The 13,283-nt window shown below is 78.5% G+C and carries 15 protein-coding genes; 9 read left to right on the top strand and 6 right to left on the bottom strand.

Going from position 1 to position 13,283, the window contains the following annotated elements; genetic code table 11:
• Positions 1–8: 8 nt before the first annotated feature.
• Positions 9–983 carry a mycothiol synthase gene (mshD, locus tag H7K62_RS02440; protein ID WP_222436900.1) on the bottom strand — a complete coding sequence of 325 codons (975 nt, stop codon included), beginning with the start codon at positions 981–983 and terminating at the stop codon, positions 9–11.
• A 55-nt stretch (positions 984–1,038) separates the two neighbouring features.
• Positions 1,039–1,785 carry a winged helix-turn-helix transcriptional regulator gene (locus H7K62_RS02435; protein ID WP_186716539.1) on the bottom strand — a complete coding sequence of 249 codons (747 nt, stop codon included), beginning with the start codon at positions 1,783–1,785 and terminating at the stop codon, positions 1,039–1,041.
• Positions 1,786–1,990: 205 nt separating this feature from the next.
• Between H7K62_RS02435 and H7K62_RS02430 the strand changes: the two genes are divergently transcribed.
• From H7K62_RS02430 to ygfZ, 4 genes are all read left to right on the top strand, one after another.
• Positions 1,991–2,755 carry a hypothetical protein gene (locus H7K62_RS02430; RefSeq protein WP_186715935.1) on the top strand — a complete coding sequence of 255 codons (765 nt, stop codon included), beginning with the start codon at positions 1,991–1,993 and terminating at the stop codon, positions 2,753–2,755.
• A 172-nt stretch (positions 2,756–2,927) separates the two neighbouring features.
• Complete coding sequence (locus H7K62_RS02425; RefSeq protein WP_186715934.1) at positions 2,928–3,074, top strand: hypothetical protein; 147 nt, start codon at positions 2,928–2,930, stop codon at positions 3,072–3,074.
• A gap of 9 nt (positions 3,075–3,083) precedes the next feature.
• Positions 3,084–4,745, top strand: coding sequence for a malate synthase A (gene aceB, locus H7K62_RS02420; protein ID WP_186715933.1), 1,662 nt, complete (start codon positions 3,084–3,086; stop codon positions 4,743–4,745).
• 52 nt (positions 4,746–4,797) lie between these two features.
• Positions 4,798–5,895 (top strand): CAF17-like 4Fe-4S cluster assembly/insertion protein YgfZ, encoded by a 1,098-nt coding sequence (gene ygfZ / locus H7K62_RS02415; RefSeq protein WP_186715932.1) that lies wholly within the window; start codon positions 4,798–4,800, stop codon positions 5,893–5,895.
• A 4-nt stretch (positions 5,896–5,899) separates the two neighbouring features.
• On the opposite strand, the gene H7K62_RS02410 is transcribed toward ygfZ, so the two are convergent.
• Entirely contained in the window at positions 5,900–6,130 is a 231-nt protein-coding gene (locus H7K62_RS02410) for a hypothetical protein (protein WP_186715931.1), read from the bottom strand.
• Positions 6,131–6,440: 310 nt separating this feature from the next.
• On the opposite strand from H7K62_RS02410, the gene H7K62_RS02405 reads away from it, so the two are divergent.
• Positions 6,441–6,962, top strand: coding sequence for a heme-binding beta-barrel domain-containing protein (locus tag H7K62_RS02405; protein WP_186715930.1), 522 nt, complete (start codon positions 6,441–6,443; stop codon positions 6,960–6,962).
• A gap of 26 nt (positions 6,963–6,988) precedes the next feature.
• Here the strand turns inward: H7K62_RS02405 and H7K62_RS02400 are convergent, their stop codons facing one another.
• The gene (locus H7K62_RS02400) at positions 6,989–7,246 is read right to left on the bottom strand and encodes a hypothetical protein (protein WP_186715928.1); all 258 of its coding nucleotides are present in this window, start codon (positions 7,244–7,246) and stop codon (positions 6,989–6,991) included.
• 145 nt (positions 7,247–7,391) lie between these two features.
• On the opposite strand from H7K62_RS02400, the gene H7K62_RS02395 reads away from it, so the two are divergent.
• A complete protein-coding gene (locus tag H7K62_RS02395) occupies positions 7,392–7,937 on the top strand; it encodes an RsiG family protein (RefSeq protein WP_186715926.1) in 546 nt (181 codons plus the stop codon).
• Positions 7,938–7,994: 57 nt separating this feature from the next.
• Here H7K62_RS02395 and H7K62_RS02390 read toward each other — a convergent pair whose 3' ends face one another.
• Positions 7,995–10,364 carry a putative bifunctional diguanylate cyclase/phosphodiesterase gene (locus tag H7K62_RS02390; RefSeq protein ID WP_186715924.1) on the bottom strand — a complete coding sequence of 790 codons (2,370 nt, stop codon included), beginning with the start codon at positions 10,362–10,364 and terminating at the stop codon, positions 7,995–7,997.
• A 66-nt stretch (positions 10,365–10,430) separates the two neighbouring features.
• Between H7K62_RS02390 and H7K62_RS02385 the strand changes: the two genes are divergently transcribed.
• Genes H7K62_RS02385 through H7K62_RS02375 form a run of 3 tightly spaced genes read left to right on the top strand, consistent with a single transcriptional unit; the run spans position 10,431 to position 12,281 of the window.
• Positions 10,431–11,489, top strand: a complete 1,059-nt coding sequence (locus tag H7K62_RS02385; RefSeq protein WP_222436899.1) for an asparaginase — start codon at positions 10,431–10,433, stop codon at positions 11,487–11,489.
• Complete coding sequence (dtd, locus tag H7K62_RS02380; RefSeq protein WP_186715920.1) at positions 11,486–11,923, top strand: D-aminoacyl-tRNA deacylase; 438 nt, start codon at positions 11,486–11,488, stop codon at positions 11,921–11,923. Before H7K62_RS02385 ends, dtd begins: the two co-directional genes overlap by 4 nt.
• Before the next feature lie 31 nt (positions 11,924–11,954).
• Positions 11,955–12,281 (top strand): DUF2516 family protein, encoded by a 327-nt coding sequence (locus H7K62_RS02375; protein WP_186715918.1) that lies wholly within the window; start codon positions 11,955–11,957, stop codon positions 12,279–12,281.
• A 25-nt stretch (positions 12,282–12,306) separates the two neighbouring features.
• Here H7K62_RS02375 and H7K62_RS02370 read toward each other — a convergent pair whose 3' ends face one another.
• Positions 12,307–13,137: a class I SAM-dependent methyltransferase gene (locus tag H7K62_RS02370; RefSeq protein ID WP_186715917.1), complete on the bottom strand. Its 831-nt coding sequence runs from the start codon at positions 13,135–13,137 to the stop codon at positions 12,307–12,309.
• Between the last annotated feature and the right edge of the window lie 146 nt (positions 13,138–13,283).

Here is a 13,283-nt window from a genome sequence, read left to right as displayed (position 1 = left end):
CCATCCTGTCAGTCCGCCACCGGCTCCGACGCGCCACGCCGGTAGAGCACGTCGGAGGCGTCCAGGCCGAAGCCGAGCCGCTCGTACAGACGCACCGCCGCGGCGTTGTCGGCCTCGACGTAGAGCTCCACCGAGCGGCAGCCAGCGGTGTCGAGGTGGTGCAGCCCCGCCAGCACCACCGCCCGGCCGAGCCCCCTGCCCTGCGCGGCGGGGTCCACCGCCACCACGTAGACCTCCCCCGCGCGGTCCGTCTCGGGACCCTCCGCCTTGGTCCAGTGCGAGGCCAGCAGCCGCCCCCGCTGGGCGTCGACGGCGAGGAGCAGCCCCGCCGGGTCGAACCACGGCTCGGCCGTGCGCGCGGCCAGGTCGTCCGCGGTCCAGCGGCCCTGCTCGGGGTGGGAGGCGAAGGCGCGCGCGTTGAGGTCCAGCCAGGCCTGCTCGTCGCGCCCCACCTCGAAGGCGCGCAGGGCGACGTCGTCGGGGATCTCCAGCGGCGGCAGGGGGGCTGCCGGGCCGAGGTCCCTGCGGCGGTGCTGCAGCTCCCGGACCGGCGCGTAGCCCCGGCGGCGGGCCAGGGCCGCGGCCCCCGCCGAGCCCCCGTGGGCCCACACCTCCAGCTCCCGCGACCCGGCGAGCTCCTCCAGCTGCGCGGCCAGCAGCCCGCCCAGACCGGCGCGCCGGGCCCGGGGGTCCACGAGCAGCTCGGCTCCGCCGGTGCTCGGGAGCTGGGCGTAGCCGACGACGACGTGGGGCCCGTCCGCGCCGTGGTCCGCGCCGTCGTCCGTGGCTGCCCCGACCAGCACGTGGTGCGCCCCCGCGGAGGGGTCGCGCAGCGCCAGCAGCGACGCCTCCGAGAGCGGGTGGCCGCCGTCGGCCTCGGCGGCGCGGGCCACGAGGGCCTCGACGGCGCCGACCTCGGCGGCGGACAGGGCGGTGAGCACACGCGGGGGCAGGACCCCGGCGGCGCGGACGGCGTCGGGCACCCCCGCAGGCTAGGCGCCCCGTGCCGCCGCGGCCCGGCGGGCTGCGGCGGTCGCGTCAGCGGTCGGCGACGGCCTCGTCGTCGGTGACCGCGGCGTCGGCGCGCAGGTCCAGCTCGCGCCGCTCCCGGCTCGCGGGGACGAAGCGGTAGCCGACGTTGCGCACCGTGCCGATGAGCTGCTCGTGCTCCGGGCCCAGCTTGGCCCGCAGCCGCCGGACGTGGACGTCCACGGTGCGGGTGCCGCCGAAGTAGTCGTAGCCCCAGACCTCCTGGAGCAGCTGCGCCCGGCTGAACACGCGACCGGGGTGCTGGGCGAGGTACTTGAGGAGCTCGAACTCCTTGTAGGTGAGGTCGAGGGTGCGCCCGCGCACCTTCGCCGTGTAGGTCGACTCGTCGATCACCACGTCGCCCGCGCGGATCTCCTCCGGGGAGTCGTCCCCCGCCTCGGCGAGGGCCGCGCGGCCCACCGCCAGGCGCAGGCGCGCCTCGACCTCCGCGGGGCCGGCGGTGTCGAGCAGCACGTCGTCAGCGCCCCAGTCGGCGGCGACCGCGGCCAGGCCGCCCTCGGTGAGCACCAGGAACAGCGGGCAGCTGACCCCCGTCGTGCGCAGCAGCCGCGCCAGCGACCGCGCCGCCACCAGCTCGCGCCGGGCGTCCACCAGCACGGCGTCCGCCGGGGGAGCGTCCACGAGGGCAGCGGGCTCGGCGGGCAGCACCCTCACCGAGTGGGTGAGCAGGCCGAGGGCGGGCAGCACCTCGGCGGAAGGGGCGAGAGCGTTCGTCAGCAGCAGGAGCTGGGCCACGGCGTCCTCCGGGTCCGGGGCGGGTCCCACCACCGCGACCCACCGCCGCGCCGGTGCGACGTCGCTACGACGAGGTGAACGATAGGTGACGAGCGACCTCCTGCGCCACGGTCCGGCTCACCTCGTGCCCGGCGGGACCACCCGGGGCTGCGGCGCCGCGGTGCCGGGGGGTGGCGCACCACCCCCCGTGCGAGACCATCCGGTGGTGACACCCGCGCGCCGAGCCACCCCGTCCGCCCGCTCGGCGCTCGTCGCCGCGGGCCTGGCCGGGCTGCTGGCGCTTGCCGGGCTGGCGGGCACCGCGCCCTCCGCGGCGGCGGCGGTGGTCGTGGTCGCGGCCCTCGCCCTGGGGTGGCCCGGGCTGCTGCTCCTCCCCAGCCCCCGGGGCAGCGCCGCGGTGGTCGGGGGCGCCGGGGTCCTCGCGGTGCTCGCCACCACCGCCACCGCCCTCCTCGACGGCGGCCACGCACCCCTGCGTCCGCTGCCCGCCGTGCTCGCCCTCGCCGTGCTGGGCGCGTTCACCCACCAGATGCTGCGGCGCGACCTGCGCCCCCGGGTGGTCGACGGCCTCAGCGGAGCGGTCACCGGTCTGCTCGTGGCGGGGATGGCGAGCGGCTGGGTGGCCGCGGCGTCCGACGCGTCAGCGGGGGCCTCCACCAGCGCCGCGGCGGCGGCCGTGGCCGTGGCCGCGCTGGCCGTCGCCCTCCCCGTGCCGCGGCCCGCGGGCGCTCTCGCCGCCGTGGTGGGAGGGGCCGCGGCCGGCGCGGGCGGCGCGCTCCTGGCGGGCGCCGCGGCGGTGGCCGGCGCGGAGCTCGGCGCGGCGGCGGGTGCGGTGGTGGTGCTGGTGGCCCTGGTCCTCGCGCCGCTCGCACCGGCCTCGCGCGCCCTGCCCTCGCTCGGGCGCGCTGCTGCGCCCGTCGCCGCGGCCGGTGCGGTCGCGGGACTGCTCGGACGCGTCCTGCTCGGCTGAGCCGTGCGCCGGCCCTCCGGGGCCTCCGGGTGACGCCCGGGTGACGGCCACCTGGCGGTGCGCCCACCAGCCGCTGGTGCTCGGGTGCGAGGTGGCGGCGCGCCCGGTGCCGGTGGTGCCCGCACCGGCGTGTCGCCGGGCCGAGGGGGGCCGCGTCTGCGAGCGTCGGGGGGTGGACGTCCTGCCCCTCCTCCTGCTGGTGCTGGCGGCCTTCATCGTCGTCCGGCTCGTGCAGATGGCCTTCGACCCCTCCGCCCGCCAGAACGCGGCGCCCGCGCGCTCAGCCGCGGCAGCCCCGCGCAGGAGCACCGGGCGGTAGCGTCCGCGGGTGGCCCCCAGTGCAGCCAGCGACCCCTCAGGCCCGCTCCCGGGCGCTCCGGCCGGTGCGCCCGCGGGCGTCGTCGTCGAGCACGGCGGACCGCCGCACCCCCGCGCCAGCGAGGTGCTGACGCCGTCCGCGCTCGCCCTCGTCGCCTCGCTGCACCGCCGCCACGGGGAGCGGCGGCGCGCGCTGCTCGCCGACCGCGAGCGGCTGCGCCGCGCGGCGTCCGAGGCCGGCACCCTCTCCCCCGACCCCGGCACCGCGCCGGTGCGCGCGGGGGAGTGGCGGCTGCCGCCCGCCCCCGCCGACCTCGCCGACCGGCGCGTGGAGATCACCGGGCCCGCCGAGCCGCGCATGGCGTTCAACGCGCTCACCTCCGGGGCCCGCGTGTGGATGGCCGACCTGGAGGACTCCTCCACCCCCCACTGGAGCAACGTGGTCGGCTCCCAGGTGGTGCTGCGCGACGTGGTGCGCCGCAGCCTCGCCGGCACCGCCAAGGACGGTTCCGCCTGGTCCCTGCCGGAGGAGGGGCGCCTCGCGACGCTGGTCGTGCGTCCCCGCGGCTGGCACATGGACGAGGCGCACGTGCTCGTGGACGGCGAGCCGGTCTCCGGGGGCCTGCTCGACGCGGCCCTGTTCCTGGACGGCAACGCCGCCGAGCTGCTGGCCCGCGGCTCGGGGCCGTACCTGTACCTGCCCAAGCTGGAGCACGCCACCGAGGCGGCGCTGTGGCACGACGTCCTCGCCGACGCCGAGGCGCACCTGGGCCTGCCCGAGGGCGCGGTGCGGGTGACGGTGCTCATCGAGACCATCACGGCCGCGTTCGAGATGGAGGAGGTCCTCCACGCGCTCGCGCCGCACGCCACCGGCCTCAACGCGGGTCGGTGGGACTACCTGTTCAGCACCATCAAGACCTTCCGCGACGCGGGGGAGGGCTTCGTGCTGCCCGACAGGTCGGCGCTCACCATGACCACCCCGTTCATGCGCGCCTACGCCCGCGCGCTGGTGCGCACCTGCCACCGCCGCGGGGCGCACGCCATCGGCGGCATGGCGGCCGCCGTGCCGAGCCGCAAGGACGCCGAGGCCGCCGCCCGCGCCCTGGCCGCCGTCGCCGCGGACAAGGAGCGCGAGGCCGGGGACGGCTTCGACGGCTCGTGGGTGGCCCACCCCGACCTCGTGGCCACCGGCCGCGCGGCCTTCGACGCGGTGCTGGGCGAGGCGCCGAACCAGCTGGCCGCGCACGCGGACGAGGTCCCGCAGGTCAGCGCCGAGCTGCTCCTCGACCTGCCGGACGCGACGGGCCGGGTGACCTCGGCGGGGCTGGCCACCAACGTGTCGGTGGGCGTGCGCTACCTCGCCGCATGGCTGGACGGGCGCGGCGCCGTGGCCATCGACGGCCTCATGGAGGACGCCGCGACGGCGGAGATCAGCCGGTCGCAGGTGTGGCAGTGGGTGCGCGCCGGGGTCGTCACCGAGGACGGCGCGCCCGTCACCGCCGACCGCGTCCGCGCCGTGCTCGCCGACGTGCTGGACGGCCTGCTGCGGGCCACCGGGGACGACCGGGCCGCGGCGGCGCGCTCCCGGGAGGCGGCGGAGCTGTTCGAGCGGGTGGCCCTCGCCGACGACTTCCCCCCCTTCCTCACCACCGTCGCGGACGTCGGCCCGTGAGGACGACGACGGGCGCGGGAAGCAGCGGGCCGCGCGCAGCGCTGCACGTGGCGTGAGCACCCGACGCAGCCCCCTGCTGGACCGGCCCGGAGCCGTCGAGGGCGGAGCCGACGGAGGGGCCGCCGACGCGGGCGTCGCCTGGCACTACGGGGACCCGGTGCGCGAGCAGCGCCTCCTGGAGCAGGGCCTCGCCGTCGTCGACCTGTCCCACCGCAGCGTGGTGCGCGTCGCGGGACCGGACCGCCTCCGCTGGCTCGACTCCCTCACCTCCCAGCGCCTCCTGGACCTGCCGCCGCGGACGTCGGTGGAGTCGCTGCTGCTCAGCCCCGAGGGGCGGGTGGAGCACGCCCTGCACGTCGTCGACGACGGCGAGGCCACCTGGCTGGTGCTCGAGCCGGGCGAGGGCGCGCCCGCCGCGGCGTGGCTCGACTCGATGCGCTTCATGCTGCGCGTGGAGGTCGCCGACGTCACGGACGACTGGGCCGTGCTCGGGGAGCCGGTGGGCCGCGAGTCGCTGCCCGGCGAGCCCCTGGCGTGGGTGGACCCGTGGCCGCGCACGTCGCCGTCGTCCACCCGCTACGGACCCGCGGACGACGAGCACCCCGGCGCCGAGCGGCCCTGGCGCGAGGTGCTGGTGCCCCGCGCCGAGCTCGTGGCCGCCGTCGGCGACCGGCCGCTGGCCGGCACCTGGGCCTCCGAGGCTCTGCGCGTGGCCGCGTGGCGGCCGCGCCTGGGCGCGGAGACCGACGAGCGCACCATCCCGCACGAGGTGGACTGGCTGCGCACGGGCGTCCACCTCTCCAAGGGCTGCTACCGCGGCCAGGAGACGGTGGCCAAGGTCCACAACCTGGGCCGGCCGCCGCGGCGCTTGGTGGTGCTCCACCTCGACGGGTCGGGCGCGGCGCTGCCGGCCCCGGGCTCGGAGGTGGTCGACGTCGACCGCGGCCGCGCCGTGGGACGCCTCACGAGCGCCGTCCGCCACCACGAGCTGGGACCGGTGGCCCTGGCCCTGGTGAAGCGCAGCACCCCCGTCGACGCCCGCCTGTCCGTGGACGGCGTGGCGGCGGCGCAGGAGGTCGTCGTCGACCCCGACGCCGCGCCGGCGCACGCCCGCCCGCAGCTGGCGGCGCCCCGCCGCCCCGCGCCGTGAGGGGCTAGGAGGCGCGGGCCGGGACCTGCTCGGTCGAGGTCCGCGGGGCCGGGAGGGCCAGCGGGAGGACGGCGAGCCGGGCGCCCTCGCCGGCGGCCGGGACCGCGTGCGCGTCGCGCCGACCGGGCTCCGCCGGGCGCTCGGCGCGGGACACGACCGCGCCCACCACCAGGCTCACGGCCACCGACCCCAGCGCCCAGGCGCCTGCCACCACCAGGACGTCCACGCCCGTCACCCCCCGCTCCTCCAGGTCACCCCTGACTCCTTGCCGAGAGTAAGCAAGAGATGACTCTGAGTGCGGGAGGTGGTGGTCGGTCCTCGGTCGTGTCGCACGACGTGTCGCAGATCGCACCGGAGGGGAGCGTCGCGCACCGGCCTGCGGCCTGCGCGTCGCGACCGCGCCGGTAGTCTCGGCGGGTGAGCACCGAGGCCCTGGAGATCTTCTACCTCTGCCTGCTCGTGCTGAGCAGCGTCGTGATCATCTGGTTCTCCTTCTACGTGGTCTTCCGCCTCTTCAAGGGCCAGCGCTGAGCGGGGCCGCGCCGATGCCCCTCGAGATCGACGGCTCGCTGCCGGCGTCCCTGGTCCCCCTGCAGTGGCTGGTCGGCCACTGGGCGGGCGCCGGGGTCATCGCCACCCCGGAGACCGGCGAGGCCCAGGTCGGCCAGGAGGTCGACGTCGTGGCCGACCCGCGCGGGTTCCTCACCTGGACCTCGCGCGTGTGGCGCCTGGACGCGGAGGGCCGACGCACCGACCCCCTGGACACCGAGACCGGCTACTGGCGCACGTCGGCGGAGCAGTCCTCGCCGGGCAAGCCGGGCGTCGACGTCGAGATGCTGCTCGCCCACCCCACCGGCGTGGTCGAGGTGCTCGTCGGCCGCATGCTCGGGACGCGCGTCGAGATGGTCACCGACGCGGTGGTCCGCACCTCCGGCGCGAGCGACTACACCGCCGGCAAGCGCACCTTCGGCCAGGTCGAGGGAGACCTGCTGTGGGTGCTCGACGTCGCCAGCTCCACCGAGCAGCTGCACCCCCGCCTGTCGGCGAGGCTGCGGCGCGTCAGCTGACGCGCCGCAGCCCCACCGGGCCCGCCTCAGGAGGCGAGCCGCCCCAGCTCCACCACCACCGCGCTGTCCGGGTGGTGCGTGCTGGCGAGGTCGGGCGCGACCGCGCCCGGCACCAGCCTCACGGGGCTGGTGAGGAGCCTGGCCCAGCCGCAGCCGGTCCAGACGTGCGTCGCCTCCGCCGCCCAGGAGCCGCACGAGACGGCCACCCGCTCGGGGTCGGGCAGGGACGGGTCGAGGAAGAGGTCACCCGGTTCAGCTCCGGGGCCACGCCGCCACGGTGTCATCCCGGAATGGTGCGGTCGGCCTGCTCCGCGGCGGCGCTGACACGCGGGGCGGTGCCAGCGCCTCCTGGCCGGCCCCGGCGCGTCGCCTGCGGCGCGCCGCCGCGAAGCCCCGACCTGTGACCTGCCGCGCGGCTACTCTCGGTGCATGACGCTGGACTACCGGCCGGGCGGGCGCCGACGGCTCGACCACGTCCTCGACCCGGCGTTCTGCGACGAGCTGGCCGAGGTCGACGAAGCGGTGCTGCGCGCCCGCCGCGACGACGCGCAACAGGAGGAGGCCGACCTCTCCTACGTGCGGCGCCTCCTGCAGGGCCGCCTGGACCTGCTCGAGGCCGAGCGGGCCCACCGCAGCGGTGAGCGGCCCTCCCCGGGACGGGGGTCCGCCCGCAGCGACGCGGAGCTGGCCGAGGCGCTGTCCCGGATCCTCGCCGACGACACCCGCAGCACCCGCGGCATCGGCAGGTTCCTCTCGGTGGAGCCCAGCCGGGTCGGCGAGCACCGCCGCGAGGCGGAGCTCGCCGTGGCCGACGTGCGCACCAGCGCCCCCGCGGAGCTGTCCGACCCGGCCCTCGCCGAGGCCATCGACCACCTGCGGGGCATCGAGCACCGGCTGTCCACCACCCGCCGGCGCGTGCAGCAGGTGGAGAGCCGGCTCACCGAGGAGCTGGGCCGGCGCCTGCGCCTGGCCTGACCCTGGCCTGACCCCGGCCAGACCCCGGCCTGACCTCGGCCCGGAGCGGCGGTCGCCTCAGGAGGCCGTCTCGGCCAGCGGGGGCTCGACGGCCGCGCGGGGCGCGGGCGCCGCCGCGCCGACGGCGTGCCCCTGCACCGCCCCGAAGCCGAGCACCCGCGCCAGCTCCACCTGCGCGGGGGTGTCCACCCCCTCCGCCAGCGCCAGCACGCCGAGGTCCTTGGCGATCTCCACGACCCCGCCCAGCAGCCGCGCGCACGCGGGCTCCTCGATGCGCCGCACCAGCGACCTGTCCACCTTGAGCGAGTCCACGGGGAAGCTGACCAGGTAGTCCAGCGAGGCGTAGCCGGTGCCGAAGTCGTCCACGGCCACCCGCACGCCCTGCTCGCGGAGCACCGCCAGGCGCCGCGCGATGCCCTCCCGGTCCGAGAGCCACGACCCCTCGGTGATCTCCAGCACCAGCGCCGTGCCCGGCAGCTGGGCCCCCTGCAGCGCCTCCAGCACCACCTCGGGCAGGTCGGGCCGCAGCAGCGTGCTGGCCGACGCGTTCACGGAGACCGACGCGGCCGGGTCCACCACCCCGCTGGAGCGCCAGCGGGCGCACTCGACCAGCGCCAGGCGCAGCACCGCCTCGTCGACGTCCCGGACCACGCCCAGCCGCTCCGCCAGCGGCACCAGGCGGTCGGCGCCGAGCGTCCCCCGCTCGGGGTGCTGCCAGCGCGCCAGCGCCTCGTGGCCGGACACGCGGTCGTCGGCGCAGGTGGCGCCGAGCCGCACGATCGGCTGGTAGTGGGGGACCACCTCGCCGCCGGCCAGGGCGTCCGGCAGCCGTGCGGCGAGCGCGCGCTCGTCGTGGCGGACGGCCAGCAGGTGCGGCGTCGCGCGCAGGGCGGGAACCCGGCGGCGCACCGCCTCGGCCAGGGCCAGCTCCGCGTCGCCCAGCTGGGACGTGGCCGTCATCGCGACGGCGGCGGCGTCATCGGGGTCGTCGTCGGGGCGGCCGGGCAGGAGCACCTCGCCGACGCGCCCGCGCAGCCTCACCTGCCCGCCGGGCACGTCGAAGGGCTGCGACAGCGCCGCGAGCAGGCCCTGCGCGGTGGTGGACGGCGTGCTCCCGGGCTCGGCCGCCTCCGGGGGCACCCACGCCTGCGCGGCCGCGGCCGCTGCCGCGCCTCCCGCGGGACCCGGCGCCGTCCCCCCGCCGTCGGCGGTGCGCTCGGTGACGTCGGCCGGGGCCAGCACCGCGAAGCCGTCCCCGCTGGTGCGGTAGGTGCGCGCGCCGGGCGGGGCGGCCCGCTCGAGGCGCTGCGCCACCGCCGCCAGGGCGCGGTCCCCGGTGGCGTGCCCGCGGGTGGCGTTGACGTCCGCGAAGGCCTCCAGGTCCACCACGCACAGCACGGCCGGGGGGCTGGTGGGGTCGGCGAGGCGCCCCGCCAGGGCCTGCAGCAGCGAGCGTCGCGTGCCCAGCCCCGTCAGCGGGTCCACCGCGGGGCCGCGGCGGGCGCTGCGCGCCGAGAGCCACTGGCGCAGGACCAGCAGCGCCACCGTCGCGGCGGACGCGGCCACCAGCACGGGCGTCGGCTCGTCGGCCGTGGTCCACCGCGACAGGCCGGGCAGCACCACCAGCGTCACCCCGGCGCCCAGCACGGCCAGCGTGGCGGGGAAGCGCCGCCCGGACGGCGCCACGGGACGCCCGAGCGCCCGCATCGAGGGGTGCCAGGCGGCGGCGACGAACCCCGACCACGTCACCACCAGCGCCGCGTCGGCCGCAGACCCGGGCGCGTACCCCGTGCCGAGGGCGGCCACGATCGTCGCGACGTGCCAGGCGAGCAGGCCGCCCGCCGTGACCAGCAGCAGCCGGACGGCGGTGGAGCGGAGCCGCCCGGTCACCACGGCCCACGCCGCGGCCGCCGCGACCACCACCACGCCGGCCGCCTGCACGGCGAGCCAGGCCTCGGCCGTCGCCCCCGCACCGCGGGGGCCGCTGTGGAGCACCGACACCAGGGTCAGCGAGGAGGACGCCGCCGCGATGGCCAGCAGGGACACGTCCACGGCGTCGACCGCGGCGTCCTGCTCGCGCTGGCGGCCCACGAGCGCCACCACCCGGCCGAGCGCGAGGAAGGAGGCGGTGCAGGCCACGGCCACCACCGCGCCACCGGCGTCCAGCACCACGGCCCACCACGCGGCCCCGTAGAGCACCGCCGCGCCGAGCAGCACCAGCCACACCACGGGACGCGCCGGGCGGTTGCGCACCAGCCCCCCGAGCACCCCGGCCACGCCCACCAGCTGGACGACGGCGAGCACGTCGACGGCGGTGGACGGCGGCAGCAGGGCCACCGCCACCGTCCCCACGGCCACGGCGGCGACCCCGGCGGCGACCCCGGCGGAGGCCCCCGCGACCGCCAGCCGTGGATGCGCGCCCGTCACCCCCTGACTGTCCCGCACGGACGGCCTGCCGTCACCGCCGCACGCCCGATCCGCGATGCTGCACGGGTGACCCCGTCGCTGGACCTCTCGCTCGCCGGGCTCGCCGCACCGCTCGCCGCCGTGGTGCGGGGCCCCCTCGTGGAGTCGGTGCACCTGGGCCACGTGGTCCTCACCGGGCCCGACGGCGAGGCCGTCGCCGGCCTCGGGGACCCCCACGCGCGGGTGTGGCCGCGCTCCAGCCTCAAGCCGCTGCAGGCCGTCGCGGCGCTGCAGTGCGGGCTCGACCTCGCCGGCGACGACGACCGCTCCCGCCGCCTGCTCGCGCTGGCGTGCTCCAGCCACAGCGGCGAGCAGCGCCACCTCGACGGCGTGCTGGAGCTCCTCGCCGGTGCCGGCCTGGCGCCGTCAGCGCTGCGGAACACCCCCGACGTGCCGTACGGCGCCGAGGCGTCCGCCGCCTGGCGCGCCGCGGGGAACGGTCCTCAGCCGCTGGCGCAGAACTGCTCGGGCAAGCACGCGGCGATGCTCGCCGCGTGCGTCGCGGCCGGCTGGGACACCGGCACCTACCTCGACGCCGGCCACCCGCTGCAGCGCCAGGTCCGCGCGACGGTCGCGGACCTGGGCTCGAGCGCCCACAACCTGACCACGGTCGACGGGTGCGGGGCGCCGCTGCACTCGCTGCCCCTGTCGGGCCTGGCGCGGGCCTTCGGCCGCCTCGCCGCAGCCCCCGAGCGGGCGCCCGGCAGCCCCGAGGCGGCGGTGGCGCGCGCCATGGGCAGCCACCCCGAGATGGTCGGCGGCGCGGGCCGCGACGTCACGGCGCTCCTGGCGGGGGTGCCCGGCCTCGTGGCCAAGGACGGCGCCGACGGCGTGTACGCGGTGGGGCTGCCCGACGGGCGGGGCGCGGCGCTCAAGGTGCTGGACGGCTCCGACCGCCCCCGGCCCGCGGTGGTGGTGGCCCTGCTGAGGCTGCTCGGCGTCGACGCACCCGTGCTCGACGAGGTCGGCCGGGTGCCGGTGCTCGGGCACGGCCGCCCGGTGGGCGCGGTCAGGGCGCTGCTGCCCGACCCGCTGCCCGCGGCACCGCCGCCGCCGGCGCGGGCCCTGCCGGACGGCCTCCTGTGAGGGCGGTGGTGCAGCGCGCCTCCTCGGGGCGCGTGGTGGTGGACGGCCAGGAGGTGGCCGCCCTCGACGGGCCCGGCCTCGTGGTGCTCGTGGGCGTCTCGGTCGAGGACGGACCCGACGACGCCGCCCAGGTGGCCCGCAAGGTGGCCGACCTGCGGGTGCTGCGCGGGGAGCTGTCCGCCGTCGACGCCGGCGCCCCCGTCATCGTCGTCAGCCAGTTCACGCTGCTCGCCGACACCCGCAAGGGCCGGCGCCCCACCTGGGCGGGAGCGGCCCGCGGCGACGTGGCCGAGCCGCTGGTCGCCGCCGTGGTCGGGGCCCTGCGCGAGCGCGGCCTGAGGGTCGGCACGGGGGTTTTCGGGGCCGACATGGCGGTGGAGCTGGTGAACGACGGTCCGGTCACGATCCTGCTCGACACGCGCTCTCCGGCCTGAGCCGGCGCCCCGCGGCGCCTACGATCGGGGGGTGGACCTCATCGGCGCCGGTCAGGGCATCATCCTCCTCGTGCTCGGCCTCGCCGCGCTCGCCCTGGAGGTGTGGGCGCTGGTCCAGGCCATCAGGTTCCGCAAGGACGCCTACCCGGCGGCCGGCAAGCAGACCAAGGTGCTCTGGGTGACGCTGACCGCGGTCGGCGCCGCCGTCGGCTTCGTGTCGTTCCAGAACCCGCTCGGCTTCCTGTCGATCATCGCGGTGGCGATCGCCGCGATCTTCCTCGTCAGCGTGCTCCCCGCGCTGCGCTCGGTGCAGGGCCCGGGCGGGCGCACCTCCAACGGCCCCTACGGGGGCTGGTGACCGGCTCCGCGGAGCAGGCGGGCTGCTAGAGGCCCACCGCCGGCGCGTCCACCGAGACCTCCCCGAGCCGCCAGCGCGCGGGCCGGCCCCGCACGGGCCAGCCGTCGCCGCGGACCCGGGCCACCGCCGCGGCGAACCGCTGCCGCGCGCCGAACACCGCCAGCGGCGCCTCCCTCGCCCACGCGTCGTCCAGGGCCGCCAGCCACGCGTGCACCGGCTCACCCGGCACGTTCCGCTCGATGAGCGCCTTGGGGAGCCGCTCGGCCACCACGCCGGGGCGCTCCAGACCGGCCAGGCGCAGCGACAGCACCAGGGAGCGCGGCGCGCCGTCGTCGTCGACGACGACCCACGCGGCCCGGCGCCCGACCTCGTCGCACGTGGCGTCCAGCAGGACCCCGCCCGGCGCCAGCCGGGACGCGACGAGCCGCCAGGCGGGCGCCACCTCCTCGACCGGGTACTGGCGCAGCACGTTGGCCGCCCGCACCACCACCGGGCGCCGACCGCCCAGCACGCCCGGCGCCCCCAGCTCGAAGCCGCCCCGCGCGAACCGCACCCCCGTCCCGTTCAGGCCGGCCCGCCGGAGCCCCTCGGCGGCGGCCCGCACGCGCTCGGGGTCGATCTCGAGCCCGACCACCTCGACGTCGGGCCGCACCACCCGCAGGCGCGCGGCGAGCTCCGCCGTGGTGGTGTGGGAGGCGCCGTAGCCCAGGTCGACGACGAGGGGGTCGTCCGCGGAGCGCAGCAGCGCGGCCCCGGGCCCGGTGAGCCACCTGTCGAGGCGCCGCAGCCGGTTGGTGCCCGTGGTCCCGCGGGTGGGCCTGCCCACGGGGTGCCGCGGAGCGGGCGAGGCGGGCACGCGCACGCATGCTGCCAGGGGGCGGCCGGCGAGCTGAGGCGGGCAGGGGTGCGCACGGGGTGGTCCGGTCGGGCTCGACCGGTTGGGCGCGGGAGCCGCGCGTGGGTACCGTCGCGCCGTGCCCTCCCGCCGCAGCCGCCAGCGCG

This window comes from Quadrisphaera sp. RL12-1S, assembly GCF_014270065.1.
In the GTDB taxonomy this organism is placed as follows: Bacteria; Actinomycetota; Actinomycetes; order Actinomycetales; family Quadrisphaeraceae; genus Quadrisphaera.
The sequence above is the reverse complement of the archived record's forward strand: the minus strand, read 5'-3'. Positions and strand labels throughout refer to the sequence as shown.

What these genes read in the sequence shown, in the direction of transcription:
- H7K62_RS02405 (WP_186715930.1), top strand. Translation starts at nt 6,441, where the DNA reads ATGCCCCTCGAGATCGACGGCTCGCTGCCGGCGTCCCTGGTCCCCCTG.
- H7K62_RS02400 (WP_186715928.1), bottom strand. Translation starts at nt 7,246, where the DNA reads ATGACACCGTGGCGGCGTGGCCCCGGAGCTGAACCGGGTGACCTCTTC.
- H7K62_RS02395 (WP_186715926.1), top strand. Translation starts at nt 7,392, where the DNA reads ATGACGCTGGACTACCGGCCGGGCGGGCGCCGACGGCTCGACCACGTC.